This is a genomic window from Streptomyces sp. NPDC040410 (assembly GCF_055595715.1).
The window spans coordinates 234,152-259,526 of the sequence record NZ_JBVIVK010000007.1; the positions used below are offsets into that span (position 1 = coordinate 234,152).

Genomic DNA, 25,375 nt, shown 5'->3' on the forward strand with positions numbered 1-25,375 from the left:
CGCGCGCGGGGGAGGAGCATCGATTCGGCATCTGGGGCGCATGGATGCATGTGTGGGGGCGCGCAGGAGGAACCTCAGCCTGAGCCGGGTAGCCACGTGTGGGGTCGGTATCCGCCACTACCCCGGCAATCCTCGCATGCCTCGCATTTTCGGTATGTCGGCGGGGCATTGATCTTCACGGCCGGATCTTTTCGCTGAACGTGACTCGGCCCGGTCCCGGAAGACACGTCAACTCGGTGTGTGGGCAGGCACCGCAGCCACAGGGGGTTAAGCCATGGCCGCAAGGCCTCTCGTCGCGCGGCAGCCGAACGAACGGCTGCAGGCGCTCATCCAGGAAGCGGGCTGCTCGAACGCAGGGCTCGCCCGCCGGGTCAACATGTGCGGTGCCGAGCACGGCCTCGACCTGCGCTACGACAAGACGTCCGTGGCCCGCTGGCTCCGCGGACAGCAGCCGCGCGGACGCGCCCCGGCGATCATCGCGGAGGCGCTCGGCCGCAAGCTGGGCCGTACGGTCACGATCGACGAGATCGGCATGGCCAACGGCAAGAACCTCGCCTCGGGCGTCGGCCTCCAGTTCTCGCCGACCGTGCTGGGAGCCATCGAGCAGGTGTGTGAGCTGTGGCGCAGCGATGTCGGGCGCCGCGACTTCCTCTCAGGCTCCTCCGTCGCCGCGTCCGCGCTGGTCGAGCCCAGCCGAGACTGGCTGATCTCCTCGCCCGACTCGCAGGTGGCGCGCGCCGCCGGGCCGCGGGTGGGGCAGTCGGACGTGTCGGCCGTGCGCGCGATGACGCAGGCGCTGGTCGATCTGGACCACCAGTACGGCAGCGGGCATGTGCGCCCGGTCGTCGTGCACTACCTCAACAGCGTCGTCTCCGGGCTGCTCGCCGGCTCCTACCGGGAGGCCGTCGGGCGTGACCTGTTCGCCGCGGTGGCCCGGCTGACCGAGCTCGCGGGCTACATGGCGGTCGACACCGGGCAGCCGGGCCTCGCCCAGCGGTACTACATCCAGGCGCTGCGCCTTGCGCAGGCGGCGGGGGACCGGGGATACGGCGGCTACGTCCTCGCCGCGTCCATGAGTCACCTCGCCGCGCAGCTCGGAAACCCGCGCGAGATCGCCCAGTTGGCGCGGGCGGCGCAGGAAGGGGCGCGGGGGCGCGTGACACCGCGCGCGGAGGCGATGTTCCATGCCGCGGAGGCACGCGGGCACGCCCTGCTGGGTGACGCGCGGGCCGCCCAGGCGGCGTCCGGGCGCGCCGTGGGCGCGCTGGAGGCCGCGGATCCGTCCGCCGGGGACGACCCGGAGTGGATCGCGCACTTCGACGAGGCCTATCTCGCCGACGAACTGGCGCACTGCCACCGGGACCTGGGGCAGTCCGAGGCGGCGGCGCGGTGCGCTCAGGAGTCCCTGGCCGGGCATCCCGAGTCCCGGGCGCGCAGGCGGGCCATCGGCTATGTGCTCCTGGCCACCGCGCAGGTGCAGCAGCGTGAGGTGGAACAGGCCTGCAACACCGGGCTGAAAGCCGTGGAGTTGCTCGAGTCCCTCCGGTCCAACCGGGGCGCCGAGTATCTGGAGGACTTCCAGCAGCGGCTGGATCCGTTCCGCGACGAGCCGGTGGTACGCGAGTTCGGGGCGCGGCTGGAGCTGCAGGCGGCGGCGTGAACGGGGGTCCGCGGACGTGTGAACGTGCGGGAAACGGCCGGTTCACGCGCCCAGGGTGACATGTACAGCGGTCTGCGGGCCGGTTTTGTTACTGCGGTCACAGGGAAGGAGGTTGCGTCCTGAGCTGCGTGGCACCGGGCTCCGGGGACCCGGTAGCGTGAGCCGACGATTCCGAAGGTCCCCCATAAGCAGGAGTCCCGGTGACGCAGAGTGGACAGGGCGAGGAGCCCTCGGCGCGCCCCGCGCGCGAAGGCATCGTGCTGCCATCGGACGGTGGAGAACCTCTGCTGCCGGGCATGACCGGCGGGCACGCGAGCGCATACGACGGTCAGCAGCCGCCGGCCGCGGCACCGGCCGGCGGCCAGGCCTGGGGCACACCGTGGGGACCCGACCAGCCGCAGGCCCCGGCCCCGCAGCCGGGACAGGGCTGGAGCACCCCGCCGGCGCACTCGGCGCGGCCCGCACTCTGGGGCACTCCGGAAACGCCGGGCGCCACACCGTCCCAGCCGCTGCCGCCGGAGGGGACGCAGGCCCCGGCCTACGGTCGGGCCGAGGGGTACGGCTCGCCCGCCGCGGGCGGGTACGGCCCGCCCGCCGCCGGTGGGTACGGCTCCCCCGGCGCCGCAGCGCCGCTGCCGCCCGCGGCCGGGTACGGCGGCCACAGTGCCCCGAACGCCCCGCTGCCCACCGCCGGTGACGGCGCCACTCAGTACATCCCGCCGGTCTCGGCCGCTCCGGCTCCCGGGGTGGACGGAGCCACCCAGTACCTGCCGCCCGTCGCCGCGGACGAGGGGGCGACCCGGTACATCCCGCCGGTGCGGCCCGGCGCGCTGCCGCCCGAGATGCCCGCCGAGTCCGCCGCGGAGTCGACGCACTTCCTGGGCCGCGCCCCACAGGGCGGCCCGGGCGCGGGATCGGGACCGTTGCCGGCCGCCGGCCCGTTGCCGCCCGCCGCCGGCCCCGACGCCGAGGCCACGCAGTACATCGCGCCCGTTCCCGGCGGGCCTGCCGCTGCGCCGTACGGCATGGGGCCGGGCGGGGCGCAGGACCGGCAGCCGCCCGCCGACTTCGACAACCTCTTCCGCAGCGAGCCGGGCCGTGAGAGTCCGGCCGCGTCCACGCAGCAGATGCCGCGCTTCACGCACCCCGAGGCCCCGCACTCGAACCGGCCCGCGTACGCCGCGCCGGCCGCCGGCGGCCGGCGCGGCGTGTACGACGACGGTGACGACGGCGGCCGGGGAGGCCGGGGCGGTCGCACCGGTTCGCGGGTGCCGCTGATCGCCGCCGTCGGCGTCGGCATCGCCGTCCTCGGTATCGGCGCGGGCGCGCTGCTCGGCGGCGGGGGCAGCAACGACGACGACAAGAACCAGCCCGTCTCCGCCACGGCCCCGGCGACCGAGGCCTCCGCCTCGCCGTCCGCCGATCCGGCCGAGCAGCAGGCCGTCGCCCTGGACAAGCTGCTCGCGGACAGCGGCAGCAGCCGGGCCTCCGTGATCAACGCGGTGGCCGATGTGCGGGCTTGCAAGAACCTCGGCCAGGCGGCCAAGGACCTGCGCGCCGCGGCCACTCAGCGCGGCGAGCTGGTGACACGTCTGTCGGGCCTCTCGGTCGACAAGCTGCCCGACCACGCGGCGCTGACCGACGCCCTCACCAAGGCGTGGCAGGCCTCCGCGTCCGCCGACAACCACTACGCGGCCTGGGCCGACCAGGTCGCCGGCAAGAAGGGCTGCCGGAAGGGCCAGGCCCGCACCACCCCCGAGACCCAGGCCGGAAACCGGGCGAGCGGCGTGGCCAGCGCCCAGAAGACCAAGGCCGCCCAGCTGTGGAACGGGATCGCGAAGACCTACGGCCTGACCGAGCGCCAGCCGACCCAGCTGTGACGGGCCCGGGCCGGCCGAGGCCGGCCCGGGCGACCGAAGTCCGGTCCGCGCGGAACTCCCGGAGTCGGATCCGCGCAGAACTCAGTTCAGTTCGGCGTTGGACAGTGTCGTCGTCACGTCCGTGAAGCCCTTGGCGGCCGCGACCAGACGGCCCTGGCGTACGACCTGCAGGGTCACGTCGGCGTTGACCAGGCGCGGGAAGCCGACGGACGCGAGCCGGCCCCGGAACGTCCACTGGAGCGGCGGCGTGAGCCCGCCCGTGGTGACCTTGAGCCCGTCGTCGAGGGCCTGACACACGGTGTCGCCGGACACCTCGCCGTCGCCGAGCGCCTCGACGACCTGCCGGAACACGGTGTAGGCGATCCATGTGGTCTGCACGCCGGTGTCCGCGGGGTCGATGCGGTTGTCGCCGAAGGCCTGCTTGCTGATCACTTCTTTCATGCCGTCCCAGCGCCTGTCGCTCGCCACCGGGTACCAGCCCGTGATGTACGCCCCCTCGTACGGCCCCGACCGTCCGCCGGACGCGTTGATCACCGTCTGGTCGACGTTGCCCAGCGTCATCGCGGTGCGCACCGCCGGATAGTCCTCGCGGGAGCGCCGGAAGGAGTCCATGAAGGTGCCGGTGCGGTCGCCGAGGGCGGGCACCACGCAGCCCTTCTTCTCCGGGTCGGTGGTCGTGGTCCGCAGGGCCTGCTGCGACTGCCCCGAGTACTCGGTGGCGTCCTCCTGCGCCCGGTGGTCGCCCGTGGCCCCGTGCCCGCCCGTCTTCAGCCCGGAGTCGAGCAGGCCCGGCAGCTCGTCACCCGCGATGGTGTCGGGCCGGACGAGCACCACGGGACCGCAGCTCGCGGCGAGTTCCTTGCCGAGGCCGGCCAGGAGGGTGGGCTGGCCGCCGTTGACGGGGTAGGAGAGCGGGCTGGTGAACTCGGCGCTGGTGACGCCGTAGCCGCCGATGTACGGGATGCCCGCGCCCTCCAGCGGTGAGAGGAAGGAGTCGCTGTACTGGCTGTAGGAGCCGACGACGGCGACAACGTTTTCTTCCACCGCGCGCCGGGCGCACCTCGCCGCTTCCACGCTGTCGTTGTGATCGTTGCAGGTCAGGACCTTGAGCTTGCGGCCGTTGATGCCGCCCTTGCCGTTGATCCAACGCGCGTACGCCTGCGCGAGGGCGGGCATGCCGGGTTTGTTGGTCGCGTTGGTGTGGCTCGGGGCCCAGGTCATGACGGTGATCGGGTCATCCCCGGAGCCCCCCGTCACCCCGGGGATGCCCCCGCAGCCGGCCACGAGCGACGCACACGCCACCAGTGCCCCCGCACTGAGGGCGGTGGCTCTGACGGGCCGGGTCATCGTGGGGAGGAGGGTCCTGCAAAAGCGTCGCCTGCCGGTCATGGACACACACGATTCCGTCACACCGCTAACCCAGGAGTGACCCTCGGTCAATGGAAGGTGACGTAAGGGTGAATTACAGGGGCGGGTGAGACGCCTGCGGCGCAGAACGTACGATCGATGACCGTGCAAGGTTCGGAGAACTCTTCCCGTCGCGGCCGTCGCTCCTCCACCATGGGCGGCATGCCACTGAACGACATGCCGTGGTGGCGCTGGCGCAGCAATGTGCGCTCCGCGCTGCACATGCTCTCCGATCCGGTGTTCCAGCAGAACGTCTGGCTGGCCGGCGTGGACGGGTACGGGGACGTCACCGACGCCGTGTACCGCCTGGTCGAGGACACCTGGCTCGACAACTGGTCCGCCGAGAAGTACGTGGGCACGATCTTCCGCGACTCGCAGGAGGCGGCGCTCGTCGACACCGCCGTGCTCCGGGTGCTGCGGATCATGCACCAGGTCGGGCCCGACGCCCCGGTCTCCGCCTACGTCGACCACCAGGCGTGGCCGGAGGCGGTGCGGGCTGCGCGGGACGCGCACGTACGGATGGCGGTGGCCGACGCGGAGGACCCTGACGCGCCGCCGCGCACGCTTGAGGTGCTGCGGATCCTCACGCGGTCTGCGTAGCGGGCCGCCCGTTCGACGGGACGGCCGGATATGGGACCCTGTCCTGCATGAACGAGCAGCCCCGTCGGGCCGTGGCCCCCGCCGACCAGTACGTCCTCACCCTGTCCTGCCCCGACAGGACGGGCATCGTGCACGCCGTGTCGAGCTACCTCTTCATGACCGGCTGCAACATCGAGGACAGCCAGCAGTTCGGCGACCACGACACGGGTCTGTTCTTCATGCGGGTCCACTTCTCGGCGGAGGCGCCGGTGACCGTGGACAAGCTGCGGGCGAGCTTCGCGGCGATCGGTGACTCCTTCCACATGGACTGGCAGCTCAACCGGGCCGACGAGAAGATGCGCATCGTGCTCATGGTCAGCAAGTTCGGGCACTGTCTCAACGACCTGCTGTTCCGCGCCCGGATCGGCGCACTGCCGGTGGAGATCGCCGCCGTGGTGTCCAACCACACCGACTTCGCCGAGCTCGTGGGGTCCTACAACATCCCCTTCCAGCACATCCCGGTGACGAAGGACAACAAGCCGCAGGCCGAGGCGCAGCTGCTCGACCTCGTGCGCGCGGAGCACGTGGAGCTGGTCGTCCTGGCCCGCTACATGCAGGTGCTCTCCGACGACCTGTGCAAGCAGCTCAACGGGCGGATCATCAACATCCACCACTCCTTCCTGCCGAGCTTCAAGGGCGCGAAGCCGTACCACCAGGCGCATGCGCGGGGTGTGAAGCTGATCGGCGCGACCGCGCACTACGTCACCGCCGACCTCGACGAGGGCCCGATCATCGAGCAGGAGGTCGAGCGCGTCGGCCACGACGTGACACCGGACCAGCTCGTCGCGGTCGGCCGGGACGTGGAGTGCCAGGCGCTGGCGCGCGCGGTGAAGTGGCACGCGGAACGCCGGATCCTGCTGAACGGCCGGCGGACCGTGGTGTTCGCGTAGGGTTCGCGAGCGCCCGGGCGGGTCCGCGGGCCGACGCCGTCGCGCCGCGGACGACACGACGACCGAGGGAACCTACATCCGGCTCAGCGACGCCGCCGCGAACAGCACGTCCCTGATCGCCTCGCGGTCCCCGACCTGTCCGGCGGCGGCCTCCTGCGGAGACACATGGCCCGCGGCCAGGCGGCAGAACTCCACTCCGTCGAGCGCGACATGGGCCACCTCGTGGTCAGCGGAGCCCTTCGCGGCGGGGGAGTCCAGCGGGATCAGCCACTCGCCGCCGCCCAGGCCCTCGATCTCCAGCCGCAGGCTGCGTCCCGGCTCACCCGCCGGGACGAGGTGCCGCCCCTGGCGGGGTGCGGCGAGCCCGGCCTGCCGGCGTGCGGCCAGCGTGACGGGAAGCAGGCGCGCCCCGAGGTCGATCATGCGGTGCAGATGGCGCGGTGACGGCGGCTCGTAGGGGTAGTCCACCGCCTCGGCGATGTCCTCCGCGTGCACCCAGGTCTCGAACGCGCGGTCCAGCATCGCGTCCGCGAGCGGCAGCTCGAAGTCGCCGTACGGGACGGAGGACGTGCCGGGGCGGCCACCGGTGAACGACACGGTGCGCACGAGGTCGTGGCTCTGTTCCCGCCAGGGCGCCCGCACGGAGCGGTTGTACGGGAAGTGGGGGGCACGCCAGTACGCCTCGGTGCGGGCGGACGGGGTCGGCGCGTCGGCCGTCACCTCGCCCAGCGGGTCGTCGAGGCCGAGCGCGACGGAGACCAGTCCGTCGACGGTCAGCAGATGCGCGATGACTCCGGCGACGGTCGTACGACGGCTCGTCGGCCGGTCCGCCTCGAACCAGCGCAGCCGTACGGGCGCGTGCCACTCGGCGTCCCCGATGTCCTGCAGCAGCGCGTCCAGGCGCGCGCTCTCCGCGTCGTACGGGCCTGCCCACTCGGGCACCGGGATGCGCGGCGGGCGCCGGTCGAGGCACCCCTCCAGGACGCGGGTGCGCAGGGCCGGGTCCAGGTCGAGGCTCTCGGGAGGGTGGAGCAGACCGACCGCCTCGCGCAGCCGCAGCGCCTCGTCCGCGCAGGTGCCGCAGGTGCCGAGGTGCTCCTCGACGGCCACCGTCTCCTCCGGCGAGCAGGCGGCCAGAGCCCATGCCCCGAGGAGCGACTTCAGGACAGGGTGTTCCAGGACGAGCGGGGCGGGGCGAGGCGTCAGGTCCCCCGCTTCACCCGTGTCTCCCGGGCTTGGCGGGTCCGTCAGGTCCTCCAGCTCGGGCAGCGGACGTCCGCCGTCCTCGACGGACGCGCGGGGCATGGGGATGCGGGGCGGCGGGGCGGGGTCCTGGCCGTCTCCGTGGCCGTTCGACGGGCCGTCGGGTCCGTCAGGGCCGCCGGGTCCGTTCGCACCCGCTCCGCCGGAGTCTTCCCGGCCGACGGCACGATCACCGGCGTCCCGCGCCTTCTCGTCGTCCCTCTTGCCCTTCTCATCCTTCTCGTCCTTCTCCTCCTTCTCCTCCTTCTCCTGACTCTCGTTCGTCTCGTTCGCCTGGTCCTCGTCGTCCCCGCCGTCCTTGCCGGCGTCGAACCCTTCGTGCTCGTCGTACGCCTCGAACCGGTGCGCGTCGTTCACACCGCACCCCCGTATTCGGGCGGCGCCCCGGGAGCTCCGGCGTTGTGGGCGGTGGACAGCAGCTGGAGGCCCAGGCGGAGGCGGCGGCGGGCCTCGTCCTCGGTGACGCCGAGGTCGACGGCGGTCTGGCGGTAGTCGCGGCGCTGGAAGTAGGCCAGCTCCAGGGCGGCCCGCAGCGGGACGGGCATGGACTGGACGATGTAGTCCGCGCGGGCGGCGACCGAGGCCACGCGCACCTTGCGCTCCAGTTCCTCGGTGGAGCCGTGGCCGGTCCGGGCCAGCGCTGCGGTCTCGGTGACGCGCAGCCGCTGCACGGCGAGGCGGTGGGTCAGCGTGGCCACCCAGGTGCGCAGGGGGCCCTGCTTGGGGTCGTAGGCGTCGGGGTGTTCCCAGACGTGGGTGAAGACGTCGCGGGTGATGCCGTCGGCGGCCCGCTCGTCTCCGAGCACGCGGTGTGCGAGGCCGTGCACGAGCGAAGCGAAGCGGTCGTAGAGCTCACCGAGGGCGGCCGCCTCACCGCGTGCGAGCCGCTGCTGCATCCTGCGGTCCCAGCGGGGCGGTGCGTCCTTCTTCGCCATGCGGCCCCCTCACCCTGCCTGTGCCCGAGTCAAGCCTGCGCCCACCGTCATCTCGAATGTAGTCGGCAGCTCTCACAGCGCACGCCCCTTTATGCCAATGTGCGCCCCCGGAAGGGCCGCGGGTGGTAGTGGACCTTCGAATCCCGGCACCCACCCCTTCCACTTATGAGCAGACCAGATCGAACAGGATCGAAGGTGACTGGAACAAGCCCTTTTTGATCGGTTTCTGTTTTCCTGGCGGCGTTTCAGGGAACGGCCGGTGGGCAGCCGCGCTGCAAGGAAGCGTAGGGACTGCTTCCGTTTCCGGCGAGGAAGGGCCTGGTGGTGGCGTTCAATGTGACCGACGGCGAGCGGGGCCAGTGGGCCGTGCTCCACGTGTCGGGCGAGCTGGACCTGGTGACGTCGCCGGCGCTGCGTCAGCGGGTGCACGACGCGGTGGCCGACGGCCGCCACAGCCTCGTCCTCGACCTTTCCGAGGTCTTCTTCTGCGACTCCAGCGGCGTCGGCGTCCTGATAGCCGCCCGCCGCCTCATCCGCTCCTGCCAGGGCCGGCTGCGTCTGATCCTCCCCACCCAGGGGGCGGTCGACGGCTCGCACGTCAACCGGGTCCTCGGAGCCCTGGGCGTCCGCCGGCTGTTCGACGTGTACACCGGCCTCGACGAGGCCGTCGACGAGGAGGCGGGACCGTTGTCGGCGTGAGCGGGTGCCGGGCTCTGCCACATCGTTGTCGCAAAATTCCCCCGGTCTTGGCACAAGCGTCGGTTTCCTGCTCCAGGACGGCCGCCGGCGTCGTACGCTCCGTGCCAGATACACCTCCACGTGACGTAAGGCGGCCCGAAAAGACATGGTCAGCAGCGAGTACGAGCGCAGGATCGCCGGCCGGTTCGCCACCTTCGACCAGGACGGCAACGGCTACATCGACCGTGCGGACTTCAGCGTGGCGGCCAAGGCGCTGCTCGCGGAGTTCGGCACGGCGGCCCGCTCCGACAAGGGGCAGGCCCTGTATGTCGGAGCGGAGGCGTTCTGGCAGGGCATGGCGGGCATCGCGGACCGGGACGGCGACCAGCGCATCACCCGGGACGAGTTCGTGAACGGCGCGGTCAAGCGCCTGCGCGACAACCCGGACCGGTTCGCCGAGATCGCCCGCCCCTTCCTGCACGCGGCCCTCGCGGTCGCGGACACGGACGGGGACGGCCGGGCCACCGTCGAGGACACCGTACGGGCGCTCAGGGCCCTCGGTGCGCCCGAGGAGGCCGCGCAGGCGGCCGCCGCCGCGCTCGACACCGACGCGGACGGCAAGGTCGGGGAGGCGGAGATCGTGTCGGCCTTCGCCCGCTACTTCACGGTCCCCGAATAGCGTTCGCGCAGCTTGTACTTGAGCACCTTGCGCAAGGTCTCGTTGCGCGGGAGGGCGTCCACCACCTCCAGCTGCTCCGGCAGCTTGTGCACCGACAGCCCTTCCGCGCGCAGATACGACGTCACCGCGTCCAGGGTCAACTCCCCGGCCCCCGGAGGCTGTTCGATGACCGCGCAGACGCGCTCCCCGCGTTCGGCGTCCGGCGACAGCCACGTCCCCGACGGCGGGGTGTCCGTGCAGCAGGTCCTCGATCTCCTTCGCGGAGACGTTCTCGCCCTTGCGGATGATCACGTCCTTGAGCCGGCCGGTCAGCACCAGATGCCCGCTGTCGGTGAGACGCCCGAGGTCACCGGTGCGCAGGAACCCCTCCTCGTCGAAGGCCTCCGCGGTCTGCGCGGGATCGACGTAGCCCCGGCACACGGCCTCACCGCGCAGCCGCACCTCCCCGTCGACGATCCGTATCTCCATCCCCTCCGGCGGCCGCCCCTCCGTCGTGGCCAGGTTCTCCTGCGTGTCGTCCGGCGATCCCATCGTGATCATCGGCACCTCGGTCATGCCGTACCCGTGGGTGAGCTGCACCCCCATCTCCCGTACGACGGCGTGGTGGAGCTCCGGAGGCCTGGGCGCCCCGCCGCCCGCGAGCAGCCGTAGCGTCGGAATGACCGGCCGTCCGGGCTGTTTGCGCTGCTCCGCCAGGAACATCGAGTAGAACGCCGTGGATCCGCCCGCCATCGTCACCCCGTGCCCGCGGTATCCGTCCAGCGCGTCCGGCAGCGCGAACTGCTCGAAGAGCACCGCCGGGAATCCGTACAGCAGCAGCATCACCGTGTAGTCGGCGCCGCCGATATGGGCGTACGGGAAGGCGATCGAGCCGACGTCGGCGGCCGAGGGACTCAGGGCGTGGGCGAGGCACGATCCGCCCGCGACGAGTGAACGGTCGGTGTGCAGCACGCCCTTGGGGCCGGAGGGATCACCCGGCAGGAGATGCGTCGCGGATGCTGGGACCCCGCCGAACGGCTCAAGGACATGGACCTCAACCATGTCGAGGCCTCCCTCTGCTTTCCCACCTTTCCGCGCTTCTGCGGACAGACCTTCGCCGAGGCGCACGACAAGGAGGTCGCGCTGGCCTGTGTGCGGGCCTACAACGACTGGATGGTGGAGGAGTGGTGCGGGGGCAGCGGCGGGCGGCTCATCCCGCTGTGCCTGATCCCGCTGTGGGACGTCGAGCTCGCGGTCGCGGAGCTCCGGCGCAACGCCGCGCGCGGAGTGAAGGCGGTGACGTTCTCCGAGATCCCCGCCTGCCTCGGCCTGCCCTCCATCCACTCCGGCTACTGGGACCCGTTCTTCGCGGTCTGCCAGGAGACCGGCACGGTCGTCAGGCATGCACATCGGCAGCAGCTCGCAGATGCCGGCCGCCTCCCCGGACGCGCCGCCCGCCGTACAGGCCTCGCTCTCCTTCAACAACGCGATGGCCTCGATGACGGACTTCCTCTTCAGCGGCGTCCTGGTGAAGTTCCCGCGCCTCAAACTCGCCTACTCCGAAGGACAGATGGGCTGGATCCCGTACGCCCTGGAGCGCGCCGACGACGTGTGGGAGGAGCACCGAGCCTGGGGCGGCGTCCGCGACACCGTCCCCGAGCCGCCGTCGACGTACTACTACCGGCAGATCTTCAATGATCACACAGCGTCGCAACTCCGTTATCACCGAGACCGGCGCCCGACCCTGCCACCGGGGATCCCCATCGCCCCTATCGGCGCGGGCTCTGACACACGCTCCTAGCGGGACCAAGCCTCGCCTGCACGGTCCGACCAACGCCCGCATCGCCAGGCCCCGTTGCGTCTGCGGCACGGTGAATTCCGCTCTGCGCCCGCTCGGCTCAACGGGGCGCCAGGACCGCGGTGTCCCGGCCGAAGCCGACGACCAGTCGTCCGTCCGCTGCCACGGTCACCGCGTGCACCTCATCAGGGAACACCAACTCCTCCCGCAACTGCCGACTGGTCAAGTCCCATACCCGCAGTGTCTCGTCCTCGCCGGCTGCGAACGCGACGGGGCGGCCGTTGACGACTCCCGTCGCCACGAGCCAGACAGGGCCGGGGTGGCTGGTCATGGGTTCGCCGATCTGACAGCGGCTGGTCAGGTCCCATGTCCGCAGATTCCCGTTCCGGTCGCCGACGACGGCGAGGGGGCGGCCGTCCACAATTTCGGTCGCCACCGACACGAGATCAACTTGGCTGGTCATGGGTTCGCCGATCTGGCGTTGAGTGGCCATATCCCAAATCCACAGAGTTTCGTCACCGCCGCTGACGGCGACGGGGCAGCCGTCCACCACTGTCGTCGCCACCCCTCGCACCCGGTAGGGCCCGGTCATAGGTTCGCCGATCTGACCGCCGGTGGTCAGGTCCCACATCATCGCCGTTTCGTCCATGCTGCAGGTGACAGCGACGGGGCGGCCCTTCACCACCGTCGTCGCCACCGCCAACACCGAGTCACTGTGGCCAGCCAGGGGTTCGCCGACCGGCTGGCCGGTTTCCAGGTCCCACACCCGCACTTCCTCATCCCGACCAGCGGCGATACCAACGGGGCGACCGTTCACCATCCTCGCTGCGACCACAAGGGCCCACTCATCTTCCAGGCCGGTCAGGGGTTCGCCGATCTGATGGCCGGTCGTCAGGTCCCACACCCGCACCGTCTCATCCGCACCGACGGTGACGGCGAGCGGGCGGTGGCCCTCCTCGACCACCGTCGCCACCGACCACAGCCCGCCAGGGTGGCCGGTCAGGGGCTGCCGAGCGGGTGCGGCAAGCTGGTTGCCGGTGGCCCATTCCACCACCCACCGCGTGTCGGTCGCGCCTTCCACCGGTACGGCGGTGATCCGCGCCGACAGTTCCCGGTCGCCGTACCGGGCCGCGTCCAGGGCCAGAAGCTGCCGCCGCACCCCAGGCGGGGCGTTCCGGTGGACGTGCGCCGACGCCCGGTACACCGCTGCCGCCAGCACCTCTTCCCGCCCCGTCGCGCAATCCAGCGCCGCCAGGACCTGCCCCGGGTCGGCGCTCACCAGCCACCCCGGATCGGTCAACCGCCCGCCCACCGTTGCACCCTCACCGTACCGGCCACCGCTTTGAAGATCGTCAGACATGAACGGCACGGTAACCGCCCCAACCCCACCAACCCGCCCCCGGCAAACACCAGAAGCAAAATTGAGTGCTTCTACGCACCCCCATGACAGCACCCCCAGCCCGATACCCGAGCAACCCACACCGACCTACGGAGACCGCACCACCAACACCTCGTCCCAACCACCAACGTCCCAGCACCGCAGACAGGACCACACCGCGCCCCGCAAGGGGCCAAGAAGCGACCAGCCCCACCATCGGCAACACTCACAACGAGTAACGGCTGCAGGACCACGGCATGAACCGATCGCTCCCCCAACCCGCGCCTATCCGCGCGAGTTCTTAGTGCTCCGAGTCCAGTCGGCCAGGGCGTTGACCATGTCGAGGACGACCTGTTGGCGCTGCCCCGACAAGAAGGGCCAGGTCAACCAGGCCGGCGCGGAGAGCGCGACGACAAGGAGGACAGGGAGGAGCTTCAGCACGACCAGCGCGTGCTTGAACACAGTGAAACTCAACGAACAGCCAGCCTTAATCCGCTTCCTGAGCGGGGTCCGGTCCGTCCGGTGTGTCCAGTTAGGCACCTGCATGCATGGTGGGAAAGGTCACACGCGGCGGACTTTTCTTAAGGCCGCCGCCCCAGAGGCGCCAACGGCGCCATGGATGCAAGCCGACTTGCGATGTTACAGAGAGCAGTTGGGGGGCTACAAGGTGATCACCGCGTGCTGAGGCAGACGCCGCTGCCATCCACTCCTCCCTGCCCAGCTGCTTAGTTCAGAGAAGGTCTCGGCCTGCCCGAGGCGGTATTGGCCTTCGAGGAGGCGGGACGGGTACTGCTGCCCGGGCCGCTGGCGGCCTCTCATCTCGCGGCGGGGGAGGTGGCGGGCGCGGCCGCCGGGGAGACGGTCGTGGCCGCCGTCGACGACGGCGGCCTGGTGGAGTGGCTGGCGGAGGCGGACCTCGTGCGCGGGGACGCCGAGGGCGCCCTGCCGCTGCGGTCGGTGGATCCGCTGACCCCGCTGCACAGGGTTCCCGCGACGACGGCCGCGACAGTCGATCCCGTCGCCGTACTCCTGACCGCCGCCGAGCAGCTGGGCACGGCCGGCCGGACCTGCGATCTGGCGGTGCAACACGCCCGGACGCGTGAGCAGTTCGGGCAGCCGATCGGGGCCTTCCAGGCGGTCAAGCACCTGTGCGCACAGATGCTTGTGCGGACGGAGGTGGCCCGGGCCGCGGTCTACGCGGCCGCCGTCACCGCCGAGCCGGCCGACGTGGCGGCGGCCCGGCTGCTCGCCGACGAGGCCGCCGTGCGCGGCGCCCGCGACTGCCTCCAGGTGCACGGCGGAATGGGGTTCACCTGGGAGTCCGAGGTGCATCTGCATCTGAAGCGGGCGTGGGTCCGGGCCCAACGTGGCGGTGGGAATACGGAGAGTGAGGATCTGTTGGCTGCCGATCTGCTGGCCTGAACGGGGGGCTGTCTGCGGCGTTGCGGAGACGGCCGGTACGGATGTCGCGGATTGTGGCATACCGGAATTACGGAGCGTTGATATCGGCTTGTGTCCTAGGCGTGACTCGTCACGTCCTGGAGTCAGTGCCCCACTCCGGTACCTTGTGTGGGATGCGAGTGGTTCCGAGCACGAGCCATGCCGGTGTTGCCTCCGAGGCGACTCCGGATCCGGCGGTGCGCGCCGTTGCTCGCAAGGCGGGAAGGCCTTTCGGTCCCGCCTGTTCGACTCCCCGCAGCGAGCGTCGCACAGTATGCCGCACGGGTACTCCTTCGCGCTGGAATATGCCCGAAGCGCTTGTTGGGGTGACTGTACGTCAACCATGCTGTCTCGTAAGGGATTCACGTTCTGTGACCCTGGCTCTGGCCGTTGTTCTGGTCATGCAAAAAAAGGCCACGATCGTGGCCCTCGTGAGGCGCGAGGCTATGTGTCCGCCGGTTCGGATGGTGTGAGCGGTGCAGGTGCTTCAAGTGCAGCTGGAAGTCCGGCCCGACCCCGCTGAGGTGGGGCGAGCCCGGAGGTGGGCCCTCTCCCGGCTCGTAGGGTCCGGGATAGGGGTCGACGAACCGCTCGCCGAGACCCTGATCCTGCTCGTCTCCGAACTCGTCACGAACGCCGTGGTGCACACCGGCTGTCCGGCCGTACTGCGATTGTCCCTGCCCGGTGGGGCGGCCCAGCCGGCCACCGTCCGCCTTGAGGTGGCCGACACCAGTGACCGGGCCCCGGTGCCCCGGTGTGCGGACGGCGAGGAGACCGGCGGCCGCGGCCTCGCCCTGGTCGACGGTCTCGCCGACCGCTGGGGCTGGAACAAGGAAGGCGCTGGCAAACGAATCTGGTGCGAACTCGACCGCTGCGCACAGTCCGGCAAGTCCCCCGCGGCCTGCGGGGGCGGCGCCTCCGCCTACGAGGGGCTGGCGTTCGAGGCGGTGTGAGCCGGCTCGGCGGGCCGAGCCCCGTGCGCGGTACGGCGGCGCGGCTGGGGCATGGTTGCAGCGGGCCGGCGATTCTCGCCTGGAACGCGAGGCGGTGCGCCGGGACATGCATCCGTGCGCGCCCGCAACAAATAGGGCGTAAGTAATAAATCACCGAACGGGTGTTGACGCGACGTGTCCGTTTGATCACGCTTGTGTCCAGCGATTCGCCGCGAGGGGACGGCGAGGGTTTCGGTGACGGGAGCCCTCGGCGAGTGTGGGTCGTGATTCGGCGTCGGCTCCCCTAGGGCCAGGGGAGCCCGGGCGGGTACGCCGGAGCCGGTTGGCGGCGCGCGGTGCCGTGCTCGGGGCGGGCAGCGCCGCGCCGCCATCCGACGCTTCCTCACAGAACGGCGACGGGTGCCACCGGGGTTCCCGTCGCGCCGACGAAGAGCTCGGGCATCGCCGACAGCAGGAACGTGTACCGGCCCTCTTCTCCACAGGCTGTGGACAACTCTTCGAGATTCCAGTTCTGGCCCTGGAGCATCCCCATCTCCACGAGGTCGAGCGCGTGCACGGGCAGCCACAGGTCCTCGATCTCGGGCGGAAATATCTCGCAGGTGAGGGTGTCGTTCGCGACCGCCGCGACATCCCGCGCGTGGAACCACTCCGGGGTGCGGATCGAGAGCCCGGGCGACGGATAGCCGTACGCGGCCCTGTCGCCGGCGAGGCAGACCTGGATCTGTCCGGTCTGTACGAGCACGATGTCGCCCGCACGCGCGTACCGGCGAGTTCCTCGGCGGCCTCCAGGTCCTCCGGGGTGACGGCGTGCCCGCCCTCCAGCCGGTCGACGCCACGCGCGCGTGCCACATCCAGCAGCACCCCGCGCGAGACGACGTGCCGCGCCTTGTCGATGCCGCTGAACTCGGCGCCGCCGTGCGGGGTGATGGTGTCCGCAGGGCGGCCGTTGTAGAGCCGGCCCGAGTGCGAGACGTGGGTGAGCGCGTCCCAGTGCGTGGCGGCCTGCAGCCCCATGGTCACCGCGTCGTCGCTGCACGCCACCGTTCCCGGGCCGAAGATCTCCTGGTTGGTCTGCACCATGGCGTGCAGGGGGTTGATCCGCCCCGGTATCAGCCCGGTCTGCACCCCGTCCTGCCGCAGGGGCAGCGCGAGGGGGACGCGGCGGCCGCTGCGGACGCACGCGGCGGCCTCCCGCACCACCTCGTCGGTGATCAGGTTGAGGGTGCCGGTCTCGTCGTCGTCCCCCCAGCGGCCCCAGTTGCTGACGCGCTCGGCGATGTCGTGGAACGCGGGATGGAGCGCAGGCAGCGACATCCGTCCTCCCCGGGGCTTGTCTCCGACTGTCTGACGGGGCATAAAATCTAACGGTCCGTCAGAAACCTCGGGAAGGGGCCGGGCGTGGGGAACTTCTTGGCAGGCAAGGCCGTCGCCGTGACGGGCGCCGGGCGGGGCATCGGCCGTGCGGTGGCACTGGCCGCGGCGGCCGAGGGCGCGCGGGTCGTCGTCAACGACTACGGCGTGTCGGTGAACGGCGCATCACCCACCGGCGAGGTCGCCGGCGCCGTGGTCAAGGAGATCGAGGCGGCGGGCGGGGACGCGGTCGCGGTCGCCGACGACGTGTCGACGATGGCGGGCGGTCCTCGACGAACTGGTGACGCGGACCTACCCGGTGGAGGACTTCGAGAAGGCGACGGAGGACGCGGAGGGGGGCGGGTGGCCCGGGGGTGCTGACGCTCTGACGCGCCGAGGAGCCGGGGGCGCGCCGCGCCCCCGGCTCAGCGCAGGGTGCCGACACCGCCATGGATCCCGGGCCCGTCGGTTCCCGGCCCGACGGCTGCGGTGCGGAAGGTGCGGCGGTACGCGGTCGGCGTGACCCCGAGCGCCGCCTGCAGGTGCTGCCGCATCGACTGGGCGGTGCCGAAGCCGGCGTCCCGGGCCACCTGGTCCACGGACAGGTCGCTGGCCTCCAGCAGGTGCCGGGCCCGCTCCACCCGCTGCTGGGCGAGCCACTGGCCCGGGCTGACGCCGGCCTCCTCGCGGAAGCGGCGCGTGAAGGTGCGTACGGACATGGCCTCCTGCTCGGCCATGTCCCGCAGCTGGATCGGTTCGTGCAGGCGGCTCAGCGCCCAGGCGCGGGCCGAGGCCGTGGTGGACGCCTGCGGGTCGGGCACGGGGCGGTCGATGTACTGGGCCTGACCGCCGTCGCGCTGCGGCGGTACGACGGTGCGGCGGGCCACCTCGTTGGCGACCGCCGTGCCGTGGTCGCCGCGCACGATGTGCAGGCACAGGTCGATCCCGGCCGCGACGCCCGCCGAGGTCAGGACGTCGCCGTCGTCGATGAACAGCACGTCCGCGTCGACCTTGATCCGCGGGAAGATCCGCTGGAAGTGCTCGGCGTCGGCCCAGTGCGTGGCCGCGGGGCGGCCGTCGAGGTAGCCGGCGGCGGCCAGGACGTACCCGCCGGTGCAGATGGCGGTGAGCCGGGTGCCGGGGCGGATGTGGGCGAGCGCGGCGGCCAGCTCCGGGGTGAGCGCGCCCTCCTCGTAGACCGGGCCGAGCTCGTACGACGCCGGGACGACGACGGTGTCCGCGGTGGCCAGGACTTCCGGGCCGTGCTCGACCATGACGGAGAAGTCGGCGTCGGTCTCGACCGGGCCCGGCGGGCGGATCGAGCAGGTGACGACCTCGTACAGATGCCGTCCCTCGGCGTTCCTGGGGCGCCCGAAGATACGGTGCGGGATGCCCAGCTCGAAGGGGAGCAGTCCGTCCAGCGCGAGGATGACGACGCGGTGCGGGCGGAAGCCTGTGGCCGGCTCGGATTCCGATTCCATGGCCCGATCCTAATGAATACTGTCCTTCGGGCCACTCGTTCGGAAGGGTTCCGGACCGGAAGCTCTATGGCGTGCCCCAGACAACCGAAGCCGCAGCCGCCGTCGAGGAATCCCCGTCCCGAAAGACGCTTCGCATCCACCGCGCCTGGTTCGTCGCCGCCGTCACCTTCGTGACGATCATCGGCGCCGCCGCCTTCCGTTCCCTGCCCGGACTGCTCATCGACCCGCTGCACCAGGAGTTCGGCTGGTCGCGCGGCACGATCGGCGCCGCGGTCTCGATCAACCTGGCGCTGTACGGGCTGACCGCCCCCTTCGCGGCGGCGCTGATGGACCGCTTCGGCATCCGGCGGGTGGTCGCGGTCGCGCTGACCGTGATCGCGGTCGGCTCGGGCCTGACGGTGTGGATGACGGCGGCCTGGCAGCTGCTGCTGTGCTGGGGCCTGCTGGTCGGCCTGGGCAGCGGCTCGATGGCGCTGGCCTTCGCCGCGACGGTCACCAACCGCTGGTTCACCGAGCGGCGCGGCCTGGTCACCGGCATCCTCACCGCCGCCTCGGCCTCCGGCCAGCTGATCTTCCTGCCGCTGCTGTCCTGGATGGTGGAGACGCACGACTGGCGCCCTGCGGCCGTCACGGTGGCCCTCGCTGCTCTCGCGGTCGTCCCCTTCGTCTGGCTGCTGCTGCGCGACCACCCGGCCGACGTGGGACTGAAGCCGTACGGCGCGAAGGAGTTCGTGCCGAAGCCCGAACCGGTCCCGGGCGCCGCCCGGCGCGCCGTCACCGTCCTGTTCAAGGCCGCCCGCACCGGCCCGTTCTGGCTGCTGGCCGGCACGTTCGCGATCTGCGGCGCCTCCACCAACGGGCTGATCCAGACCCACTTCGTGCCCGCCGCCCACGACCACGGCATGCCCGTCACGGCGGCGGCCTCGCTGCTCGCGGTCATCGGCGTGTTCGACGTGGCCGGTACGGTGGCCTCCGGCTGGTTCACCGACCGCTTCGAGGCGCGCCGCCTGCTCGCCGTCTACTACGCCCTGCGCGGCATCTCACTCCTCTTCCTGCCGATGCTGCTCGCGCCGAGCGTGCACCCGCCGATGCTGTTCTTCATCGTCTTCTACGGCCTCGACTGGGTCGCCACAGTCCCGCCCACCGTGGCGCTGTGCCGCGAGCACTACGGCGAGGACAGCGCGATCGTCTTCGGCTGGGTCCTCGCCTCCCACCAGGTCGGCGCCGCGCTCGTGGCCTTCCTCGGGGGTGTCGCGCGGGACGTGTTCGGCTCGTACGACATGGTCTGGTACGCGTCCGGGGCGCTGTGCGCGGCGGCGGCGCTGATGGCGCTGGTGATCCGGCGGCGGCCGGCCGCCACCGCGGGTGGGATCGCGGTCGCCTAGGCAGGCACTGTCGTCGAATTCCCGCCTGCCCCGCGACGCCGTGCACGCTCCCCCTGCCTTGAGGGCGCGGGGGGTGCCCCCACTCGCCGCACCGTGCCCTGGCCCGCGTACAGCCGGTACGAGGGCCGGGGCACGGCACGCCGAGAGCACGCACCGGACGCCGCGGGGCCCGCCCTCCGGGGCGGACGACGGGAATGCGACGACCGGACTAGAGGAAGCGGCCCTTGTGGAAGAGCAGGGGCGCCGCGTCCTCGTCGCCCGTGCCCAGTGCGTCCACGCGCCCGCGATCAGCTGACGGGTGATACCGGTGTTGGGCCGCCCCTCGGCGTCCGAGGCGCCGACCACGGCGACGGACTCCGGCCGGAAGAAGCGGTCCAGATCGGGAACGCCGGCATACAGCGGCCGGCCGCTGACGTCGAGGTCGTCGACCTCCGCGGGCCTGCCGTGGACGGCGGGCCCGGGTTGCTCGCCGCAGGCGATGACCCGGGCCCGGCGGGAGTCGGTGGTGAGGGTGCCGTGGGTTGATCCAAGCATCGGTCCGCCCGCTCCTGTGTGACAGCCAAATAACTGACGCATTGTCAGATTACTTGACTGACTTTCCGTCAGGAACCCGCCGTGCACGCAGAGAACGGGCGGAGGAACCGCGGACGAGAGGTGCGCGGCGACGGCAGAGCGCCGCCAGAACCTCCTCGGCCACCCGCTCGCCCGACCGGACCGCCCCGTCCCTGAACCCGTTGCGGTCCGTGGAGGTCTCGGTGCCTGCCCAGTGGATGCCCCCGACCGTGAGTTGAGGATTCCTGTGTCAGCCGGAAGCCCGGAGAGCCCGGCCGTCTCGGCCCGGGATCCGGGGCAGCTTCCCCGCGCCCTCCTTGGCGACGGCCTTCGCGATCTTCTCCGCGTCGATCGCCAGCTCGCGGAACGTGCCGCTGATGGGGGTTGTGAAACCGGTGAAGTACAGGCCGGGCGCGCTCTTCGGGGCGCGGGGGCCGTGGGCGACCGGTCTGCCGCGGGGGTCGAGGACGTCGAGGCCGCCGACGAGGCCTTCGAGGGCGCGGACGTAACCGGTGGCCGCGATCACGGCGTCCGGGGAGACGCGGTTGCCGTCGGCGAGGACGACCTTGCCGTCCTCGAAGCCGTCGACGGCGGCCACGATCTCGACCCGGCCCTTGCGCACGGCGTCGATCAGGCCGACGTCGCACACGGGGATCGCGCCCTCCTTGACCCGGCTGTAGAGGCCGGTGTCGGGGCGGGGCAGGCCCTGGGCCGACAGGTCGGGCACGCTGAGTCTCGCCAGCAGCCCGGCCAGCCGGTCGACGACGCCGACCGGAAGCCGTCGTACGAGCACGCCCGTGTGCTGGGCGGTCCAGCCCGCGGTCGAGCGGCGCACGATGTGCGGGGCCGTCCGTACGGACAGCCGCACCCGCGAGGCGCCGCCCTCCACCAGGTCGACGGCGACCTCGGCGCCGGTGTTGCCGACGCCGACGACGAGGACGTCGCGGCCGGTGAAGGGCTTGGCGTTGCGGTAGTCGCCGGCGTGCAGGAGTTCGCCGGTGTAGGTGTCGCGCCCGGGCCACTCCGGGAGGTGCGGGGTGTGGTTGTAGCCGGTGGCGACGACGACCGCGGCGCCGGTCAGTTCGCGGCCGCCCGTGGCGTGCAGCAGCCAGCCCGTGCCGTCGGGGGAGCGCTCGACGCGGGAGACCTCGACGCCGGTGACGATCTCCAGATCGTGGTGCTCGGCGTACTTCTCCAGGTACCGGACCACGTCGTCCCGGGACACCCACCGCCCGAACCGGCGCGGCATCGGCAGGCCGGGCAGGGCCGACAGGCGGCGGGTGGTGTGCAGGTGCAGCCGGTCGTAGTGGCGCCGCCAGGACGCCCCGACGCGGTCGGACTTCTCCAGCACGACGGCTCGTATCCCCCGGGCGCGCAACGCGTACGCGGTGGCGAGCCCGCCCGGTCCGCCGCCGATGACGTACACGGGGCGGTCCGCCTGGTGCGCGGGTGCGGGGGAGGGCGATGTGGAGTCGGCTTTGGAGTCGGCTTTGGAGTCGGCTATGGAGTCGGCCATGAGCGCGAGCGTAATCACGCAGGTGGTTGATGGGTCTCGGTCAAGACCGGAATTGGTTGCGGATTGATCACGGCTGTAGGAGGAGTGGGTGGGATTCGTGGCGTAGGCCACCTGGTTGTGGTGACGGGATGTACGTGCGCCAGGGCTGAATGGCATGACGCCGAGCCCGGCTGGTGCAAAGGGCTCGGCGTCGTGGTCCTTGTCACGGCGGGCGCACCGGGTTCTCTCACCTCCCGTGACGGCCTCCCCGATGGGGTGTGCGCGGGCTTCCCCGTACCAGTTACCTGACGTACCGTCAGATTCATGGACATGATCTGGCTCACCGGAGCGCAGTGGCTGGCCGTACTGCGCGTGGGACTCGGCCTGTGGTGGCTGGAGAGCTGGCGCCACAAGGACAAGAAGGGCTGGTTCGAGCGCGGCACCGGGATCGCCTGGGCGGCGGACGTGGCGGCGAAGCACCGCTGGAACGCCGTACGGTCCGGGTTCGAGGTCGTGGTCGCGCCCCGGCCGCGCACGATGGCGTACGTCGTCGTCTGCGCGGAGCTCGCGGTGGGACTGGGGCTGGTCGCGGGGTTCCTCACCCCGCTCGCCCTGCTCGGCGGACTGGCCCTGAACGTCGTGTACTTCACGCTCATGATCCACGACTGGGCCGAGCAGGGGCAGAACGCGATGATGGCGCTGATCTCCGCCGTCGCCCTGTTCGGGATGTCCTGGCAGACATGGTCGTTCGACAGCGGGCTCGGGCTGTTCTGATGGGCGGCGCGCGGTACGACCTCCCCGACCCCGACGCCTTCACCCGGCCCTACTGGGACGCGGCCGCCGAGGGACGGCTGCTGCTGCGCCGGTGCGCCGCGTGCGGGCGGGCACACCACTACCCCCGGGAGTTCTGCCCGCACTGCTGGAGCGAGGACGTGACGTGGGAGGACGCGAGCGGCCGGGCGACCCTGTACACATGGTCCGTCGTCCACCGCAACGACCTGCCGCCCTTCGGGGAGCGGACACCCTACGTCGCCGCCGTCGTCGACCTCGCCGAGGGGCCGCGGATGATGACGCAGGTCGTGGGGGCCACCGAGGGGGAGCTGCGGGCCGGGACGGAGCTGGGCGTTGTCTTCCGGGACGGGGTGCCGGTGTTCCGGCCCCGCCGGTCGCGGGGAGCGGCTTCAATGGACTGATGGCTCACGTCGACGCAACGCACACCGTCCGCCCCTTCCCCGACCTGTACGGCAACGGCCTGCGCCTGCGCCGCTGGGACGCCGGCTCGGACGCCGACGTCGAGGCATGGCTGCGCGGAACGACCGACCCGGAGTTCCTGCGCTGGAACACGCCGCTGAAGGCGGTCACGGACGCCGACGGCGCGCGGGCCGCTTTGCGCGGCAAGGCGGAGCGCGACGCGGACGGCACCAGCGCGTCGTTCCGCGTCACGGACGCGGAGAGCGGTACGACGGTGGGGCACATAGGCGTCAACGACATCAGCCGCGTCTTCGACCGCGCCGTGATCGGCTACTGGGTCCTCCCCGAGGCCCGCGGCAAAGGTGTCGCGACCCGGGCCCTCGCGCTCGCCGCCCACTGGGCCTTGGCGGAACTCGGCCTGCACCGCCTGGAGCTGGACCACGCCCTCGGTCATGCCGCCTCCTGCCGCGTGGCCGAGCGCTGCGGCTTCCGTTACGAGGGGACGCTGCGAGGCGCGATGTGGGAGGCGGGCCGGCGGGACGCGTACCGCGACGCGCACCTGCACGCCCGGCTGGCGACGGACCCCGTCCCGGGGCGGTCATGACCCCGGGACGGGCCGTACCGCTCCGTCAGGGCCACAACAGCTCCGTCTCCCAGCCCCCGTCCTTTCTCCGGTAGCTGAGCCGCACGTGTCTGCGGCGTTCGTCGCCCTGGAAGAACTCCACCTCGTCCGGCCGGAGACGGTAGAGCGTCCAGGAGGGGACAGGGGCGTCCGGATCCCGCTGGGCGCGCTCCCAGGCGGTCTCCGAAGCCCGGGCCAACTCCTCCACCGAGCCCAGGACTTCGCTCTGGCGGCCGGTCAGCGCGGCGGCCAGGGCACCGGTGGAGCGGGCGTGCAGGTCCGCCTGACCCTCCTCGGACGGGGCGGCCGTGACCGGGCCGCGCAGGCGCACCTGGCGGCCCTGGACCGGCCAGTAGAAGGTGAGGGCCGCGTACGGGCGGGCCGCGAGCTGCAGGCCCTTGCGGCTGGTCGCGTGCGTGGCGAAGGCCCAGCCGTCCGCGTCGGCGCCGTGCAGCATCACGATCCGTACGTCCGCACGGCCCTCCTCGTCCGTCGTCCCCAGCGACATGGTGTGCGGCTCGGCCCGCCCGGCCGCCACCGCCTCGGCGAACCAGGCGGTGAACAGGGGGAGGGGTTCGGCGGGTGCCGTGCCCGGGTCGAACGGCGGCAGTGCGGTGACCTCAGGGTCCCACACCCGCAGCGATCTCAGCAGCTCGTGAAGCTTTGATTCCATGCCCCGATTGTCCTGCGTGACGCGGGCTCACACCGTACCGAGGCCGGACGACACCCAGCGTTCGGGCCGCATGCCGACGACCACCATCTCGCCGTGGTTCTTCCAGGAGAAGCCGACGTAGGCGCCCGTTCGAAGGCGAGCCGGCCGCTGACCGCCGCCGGGGACGTGGTGAAGTCGGGCCACTCGGACATCGCGGCGTGGGAGACGTACTCGCCGGTGCCGAGGATCCACACCGGGGCCGTACGGCAGTCCCGTACGTACTCCTCGGCGGCCAGCAGGACCGCCGCCCCGCCGTCGGAGCGTATGCAGCAGTGGAGCTTGGTGAAGGGGCCCGCGATGATCGGGCCGGACAGGACGTCGTCCACGCCGACCGGCTCGCGGAACATCGCCTCCGGGTTCAGCGTCGCGTTGGCGCGGGCCTGGACCGCCACCGGCGCCAACTGCTCGATGGACGTGCCGTGTTCCAGCATGTGACGGCGGGACGCCATGGCGTACTTGGCGATCAGCGTGTGGCCGTAGGGAGCCTCGAACTGCAGGGGGCCGCGGGCCCCGAAGGAGAGATTGCCCGTGCGGTGGCCCGCCTTGATGTCCGCCCGGGCGGTCGAGCCGTACACGAGCAGGACCGCGTTCGCGTGTCCGGCGGCGATCGCGTCCGCCGCGTGGGCCGCCATGACCTCCCAGGCGGAACCGCCCACGGAGGTGGAGTCGACCCAGGTGGGGCGCAGGCCCAGATACTCGGCGACCTCGACCGGGGCGAGGGTCCCGGTGCCGGCCGAGGCGAAGCCGTCGACCGTCGACCGGTCCGGTCCGGAGTCGGCCAGGGCCCGCCGGGCCGCCTGCGCGTGCAGGGCGTAGGGGGTCGCGTCGTCCACGCGGCCGCAGTCGGCGAGGGCCACGCCGACGACCGCGACTCTTCGGCCCGTCGAGCCCGCAGGTGAACCCGCCCGTGATCCCGCAGTCATGAATCTGACGGCACATCAGATTCCCCCCCGGTGCGGCAGGGCGCCCGGGGCAGGGTGCCGTGCCGCACCTCTGGGCATCCCGTCC

21 protein-coding genes and 6 pseudogenes are annotated in these 25,375 nt (G+C 71.8%); 14 read left to right on the top strand and 13 right to left on the bottom strand.

Annotated elements, in window-relative coordinates; translation table 11 throughout:
* Positions 1 to 274 precede the first annotated feature (274 nt).
* Both ACZ562_RS17415 and ACZ562_RS17420 read left to right on the top strand, forming a co-directional pair.
* Positions 275 to 1,660, top strand: coding sequence for a transcriptional regulator (locus ACZ562_RS17415; RefSeq protein WP_471179415.1), 1,386 nt, complete (start codon positions 275 to 277; stop codon positions 1,658 to 1,660).
* Positions 1,661 to 1,860: 200 nt separating this feature from the next.
* A complete protein-coding gene (locus ACZ562_RS17420; protein WP_471179417.1) occupies positions 1,861 to 3,540 on the top strand; it encodes a hypothetical protein in 1,680 nt (559 codons plus the stop codon).
* An 81-nt stretch (positions 3,541 to 3,621) separates the two neighbouring features.
* Here ACZ562_RS17420 and ACZ562_RS17425 read toward each other — a convergent pair whose 3' ends face one another.
* Positions 3,622 to 4,929 (bottom strand): ABC transporter substrate-binding protein, encoded by a 1,308-nt coding sequence (locus ACZ562_RS17425; RefSeq protein WP_471179420.1) that lies wholly within the window; start codon positions 4,927 to 4,929, stop codon positions 3,622 to 3,624.
* A gap of 117 nt (positions 4,930 to 5,046) precedes the next feature.
* On the opposite strand from ACZ562_RS17425, the gene ACZ562_RS17430 reads away from it, so the two are divergent.
* Together ACZ562_RS17430 and purU are read left to right on the top strand one after the other, a co-directional pair.
* Entirely contained in the window at positions 5,047 to 5,547 is a 501-nt protein-coding gene (locus ACZ562_RS17430; RefSeq protein ID WP_471179422.1) for an SCO4402 family protein, read from the top strand.
* A 47-nt stretch (positions 5,548 to 5,594) separates the two neighbouring features.
* On the top strand, positions 5,595 to 6,476 hold the full coding sequence (purU, locus tag ACZ562_RS17435; protein ID WP_471179424.1) for a formyltetrahydrofolate deformylase: 882 nt from the start codon (positions 5,595 to 5,597) through the stop codon (positions 6,474 to 6,476).
* 72 nt (positions 6,477 to 6,548) lie between these two features.
* Here purU and ACZ562_RS17440 read toward each other — a convergent pair whose 3' ends face one another.
* Positions 6,549 to 8,096: a zf-HC2 domain-containing protein gene (locus ACZ562_RS17440; RefSeq protein ID WP_471179427.1), complete on the bottom strand. Its 1,548-nt coding sequence runs from the start codon at positions 8,094 to 8,096 to the stop codon at positions 6,549 to 6,551.
* Positions 8,093 to 8,674, bottom strand: coding sequence for a sigma-70 family RNA polymerase sigma factor (locus tag ACZ562_RS17445; protein WP_471179429.1), 582 nt, complete (start codon positions 8,672 to 8,674; stop codon positions 8,093 to 8,095). The genes ACZ562_RS17440 and ACZ562_RS17445 overlap by 4 nt, the downstream gene beginning before the upstream one ends.
* Before the next feature lie 318 nt (positions 8,675 to 8,992).
* Here ACZ562_RS17445 and ACZ562_RS17450 point away from each other — a divergent pair, with 318 nt between their 5' ends.
* Together ACZ562_RS17450 and ACZ562_RS17455 are read left to right on the top strand one after the other, a co-directional pair.
* Positions 8,993 to 9,373, top strand: coding sequence for an STAS domain-containing protein (locus ACZ562_RS17450; RefSeq protein ID WP_471179630.1), 381 nt, complete (start codon positions 8,993 to 8,995; stop codon positions 9,371 to 9,373).
* A gap of 145 nt (positions 9,374 to 9,518) precedes the next feature.
* Complete coding sequence (locus ACZ562_RS17455) at positions 9,519 to 10,031, top strand: EF-hand domain-containing protein (RefSeq protein ID WP_471179432.1); 513 nt, start codon at positions 9,519 to 9,521, stop codon at positions 10,029 to 10,031.
* Here ACZ562_RS17455 and ACZ562_RS17460 read toward each other — a convergent pair.
* Positions 10,010 to 11,000 (bottom strand): annotated as a pseudogene (locus ACZ562_RS17460) (class I adenylate-forming enzyme family protein); the annotation flags it as partial. The gene ACZ562_RS17455 and the pseudogene ACZ562_RS17460 overlap by 22 nt on opposite strands.
* On the opposite strand from ACZ562_RS17460, the pseudogene ACZ562_RS17465 reads away from it, so the two are divergent.
* Positions 10,998 to 11,703 (top strand): annotated as a pseudogene (locus tag ACZ562_RS17465) (amidohydrolase family protein); the annotation flags it as partial. The pseudogenes ACZ562_RS17460 and ACZ562_RS17465 sit on opposite strands and share 3 nt — an antisense overlap.
* A gap of 205 nt (positions 11,704 to 11,908) precedes the next feature.
* Here ACZ562_RS17465 and ACZ562_RS17470 read toward each other — a convergent pair.
* Both ACZ562_RS17470 and ACZ562_RS17475 read right to left on the bottom strand, forming a co-directional pair.
* On the bottom strand, positions 11,909 to 13,261 hold the full coding sequence (locus ACZ562_RS17470) for a WD40 repeat domain-containing protein (RefSeq protein ID WP_471179435.1): 1,353 nt from the start codon (positions 13,259 to 13,261) through the stop codon (positions 11,909 to 11,911).
* Between the two features lie 210 nt (positions 13,262 to 13,471).
* A complete protein-coding gene (locus ACZ562_RS17475; protein WP_471179437.1) occupies positions 13,472 to 13,660 on the bottom strand; it encodes a hypothetical protein in 189 nt (62 codons plus the stop codon).
* 273 nt (positions 13,661 to 13,933) lie between these two features.
* Here ACZ562_RS17475 and ACZ562_RS17480 point away from each other — a divergent pair, with 273 nt between their 5' ends.
* Together ACZ562_RS17480 and ACZ562_RS17485 are read left to right on the top strand one after the other, a co-directional pair.
* Positions 13,934 to 14,608, top strand: coding sequence for an acyl-CoA dehydrogenase family protein (locus ACZ562_RS17480; protein WP_471179633.1), 675 nt, complete (start codon positions 13,934 to 13,936; stop codon positions 14,606 to 14,608).
* A 509-nt stretch (positions 14,609 to 15,117) separates the two neighbouring features.
* Positions 15,118 to 15,579 carry an ATP-binding protein gene (locus ACZ562_RS17485; protein WP_471179440.1) on the top strand — a complete coding sequence of 154 codons (462 nt, stop codon included), beginning with the start codon at positions 15,118 to 15,120 and terminating at the stop codon, positions 15,577 to 15,579.
* Between the two features lie 382 nt (positions 15,580 to 15,961).
* On the opposite strand, the pseudogene ACZ562_RS17490 reads toward ACZ562_RS17485, so the two are convergent.
* Positions 15,962 to 16,893: pseudogene (locus ACZ562_RS17490) on the bottom strand (cyclase family protein).
* Positions 16,894 to 16,977: 84 nt separating this feature from the next.
* Here ACZ562_RS17490 and ACZ562_RS17495 point away from each other — a divergent pair.
* Positions 16,978 to 17,268, top strand: a pseudogene (locus tag ACZ562_RS17495) (SDR family NAD(P)-dependent oxidoreductase); the annotation flags it as partial.
* 86 nt (positions 17,269 to 17,354) lie between these two features.
* Here the strand turns inward: ACZ562_RS17495 and ACZ562_RS17500 are convergent.
* A complete protein-coding gene (locus tag ACZ562_RS17500) occupies positions 17,355 to 18,410 on the bottom strand; it encodes a GlxA family transcriptional regulator (protein ID WP_471179443.1) in 1,056 nt (351 codons plus the stop codon).
* A 71-nt stretch (positions 18,411 to 18,481) separates the two neighbouring features.
* Between ACZ562_RS17500 and ACZ562_RS17505 the strand changes: the two genes are divergently transcribed.
* Entirely contained in the window at positions 18,482 to 19,795 is a 1,314-nt protein-coding gene (locus ACZ562_RS17505) for an MFS transporter (RefSeq protein ID WP_471179445.1), read from the top strand.
* Between the two features lie 246 nt (positions 19,796 to 20,041).
* On the opposite strand, the pseudogene ACZ562_RS17510 reads toward ACZ562_RS17505, so the two are convergent.
* From ACZ562_RS17510 to ACZ562_RS17520, 3 genes and pseudogenes are all read right to left on the bottom strand, one after another.
* A pseudogene (locus ACZ562_RS17510) lies at positions 20,042 to 20,329 on the bottom strand (acetate--CoA ligase family protein); the annotation flags it as partial.
* Between the two features lie 136 nt (positions 20,330 to 20,465).
* Positions 20,466 to 20,576: pseudogene (locus tag ACZ562_RS17515) on the bottom strand (FAD-dependent oxidoreductase); the annotation flags it as partial.
* 21 nt (positions 20,577 to 20,597) lie between these two features.
* On the bottom strand, positions 20,598 to 21,863 hold the full coding sequence (locus ACZ562_RS17520) for a flavin-containing monooxygenase (protein WP_471179448.1): 1,266 nt from the start codon (positions 21,861 to 21,863) through the stop codon (positions 20,598 to 20,600).
* Positions 21,864 to 22,166: 303 nt separating this feature from the next.
* On the opposite strand from ACZ562_RS17520, the gene ACZ562_RS17525 reads away from it, so the two are divergent.
* From ACZ562_RS17525 to ACZ562_RS17535, 3 genes are read left to right on the top strand one after another with little or no spacing between them, the layout of a single operon-like run.
* Positions 22,167 to 22,616, top strand: coding sequence for a DoxX family protein (locus tag ACZ562_RS17525; RefSeq protein ID WP_471179451.1), 450 nt, complete (start codon positions 22,167 to 22,169; stop codon positions 22,614 to 22,616).
* Positions 22,616 to 23,035: a Zn-ribbon domain-containing OB-fold protein gene (locus ACZ562_RS17530; RefSeq protein ID WP_471179635.1), complete on the top strand. Its 420-nt coding sequence runs from the start codon at positions 22,616 to 22,618 to the stop codon at positions 23,033 to 23,035. Before ACZ562_RS17525 ends, ACZ562_RS17530 begins: the two co-directional genes overlap by 1 nt.
* Positions 23,035 to 23,637: a GNAT family N-acetyltransferase gene (locus ACZ562_RS17535; RefSeq protein WP_471179453.1), complete on the top strand. Its 603-nt coding sequence runs from the start codon at positions 23,035 to 23,037 to the stop codon at positions 23,635 to 23,637. The genes ACZ562_RS17530 and ACZ562_RS17535 overlap by 1 nt, the downstream gene beginning before the upstream one ends.
* A 25-nt stretch (positions 23,638 to 23,662) precedes the next feature.
* Here the strand turns inward: ACZ562_RS17535 and ACZ562_RS17540 are convergent, their stop codons facing one another.
* Entirely contained in the window at positions 23,663 to 24,328 is a 666-nt protein-coding gene (locus ACZ562_RS17540; protein WP_471179456.1) for a pyridoxine/pyridoxamine 5'-phosphate oxidase, read from the bottom strand.
* The gene (locus ACZ562_RS17545) at positions 24,301 to 25,290 is read right to left on the bottom strand and encodes an acetyl-CoA acetyltransferase (protein ID WP_471179459.1); all 990 of its coding nucleotides are present in this window, start codon (positions 25,288 to 25,290) and stop codon (positions 24,301 to 24,303) included. Before ACZ562_RS17545 ends, ACZ562_RS17540 begins: the two co-directional genes overlap by 28 nt.
* Positions 25,291 to 25,375: the final 85 nt, after the last annotated feature.

What these genes read in the sequence shown, in the direction of transcription:
- ACZ562_RS17415 (WP_471179415.1), top strand. Translation starts at nt 275, where the DNA reads ATGGCCGCAAGGCCTCTCGTCGCGCGGCAGCCGAACGAACGGCTGCAG.
- ACZ562_RS17425 (WP_471179420.1), bottom strand. Translation starts at nt 4,929, where the DNA reads ATGACCGGCAGGCGACGCTTTTGCAGGACCCTCCTCCCCACGATGACC.
- ACZ562_RS17430 (WP_471179422.1), top strand. Translation starts at nt 5,047, where the DNA reads ATGACCGTGCAAGGTTCGGAGAACTCTTCCCGTCGCGGCCGTCGCTCC.
- purU (WP_471179424.1), top strand. Translation starts at nt 5,595, where the DNA reads ATGAACGAGCAGCCCCGTCGGGCCGTGGCCCCCGCCGACCAGTACGTC.
- ACZ562_RS17445 (WP_471179429.1), bottom strand. Translation starts at nt 8,674, where the DNA reads ATGGCGAAGAAGGACGCACCGCCCCGCTGGGACCGCAGGATGCAGCAG.
- ACZ562_RS17455 (WP_471179432.1), top strand. Translation starts at nt 9,519, where the DNA reads ATGGTCAGCAGCGAGTACGAGCGCAGGATCGCCGGCCGGTTCGCCACC.
- ACZ562_RS17500 (WP_471179443.1), bottom strand. Translation starts at nt 18,410, where the DNA reads ATGGAATCGGAATCCGAGCCGGCCACAGGCTTCCGCCCGCACCGCGTC.
- ACZ562_RS17520 (WP_471179448.1), bottom strand. Translation starts at nt 21,863, where the DNA reads ATGGCCGACTCCATAGCCGACTCCAAAGCCGACTCCAAAGCCGACTCC.
- ACZ562_RS17525 (WP_471179451.1), top strand. Translation starts at nt 22,167, where the DNA reads ATGGACATGATCTGGCTCACCGGAGCGCAGTGGCTGGCCGTACTGCGC.
- ACZ562_RS17530 (WP_471179635.1), top strand. Translation starts at nt 22,616, where the DNA reads ATGGGCGGCGCGCGGTACGACCTCCCCGACCCCGACGCCTTCACCCGG.
- ACZ562_RS17535 (WP_471179453.1), top strand. Translation starts at nt 23,035, where the DNA reads ATGGCTCACGTCGACGCAACGCACACCGTCCGCCCCTTCCCCGACCTG.
- ACZ562_RS17540 (WP_471179456.1), bottom strand. Translation starts at nt 24,328, where the DNA reads ATGGAATCAAAGCTTCACGAGCTGCTGAGATCGCTGCGGGTGTGGGAC.
- ACZ562_RS17545 (WP_471179459.1), bottom strand. Translation starts at nt 25,290, where the DNA reads ATGACTGCGGGATCACGGGCGGGTTCACCTGCGGGCTCGACGGGCCGA.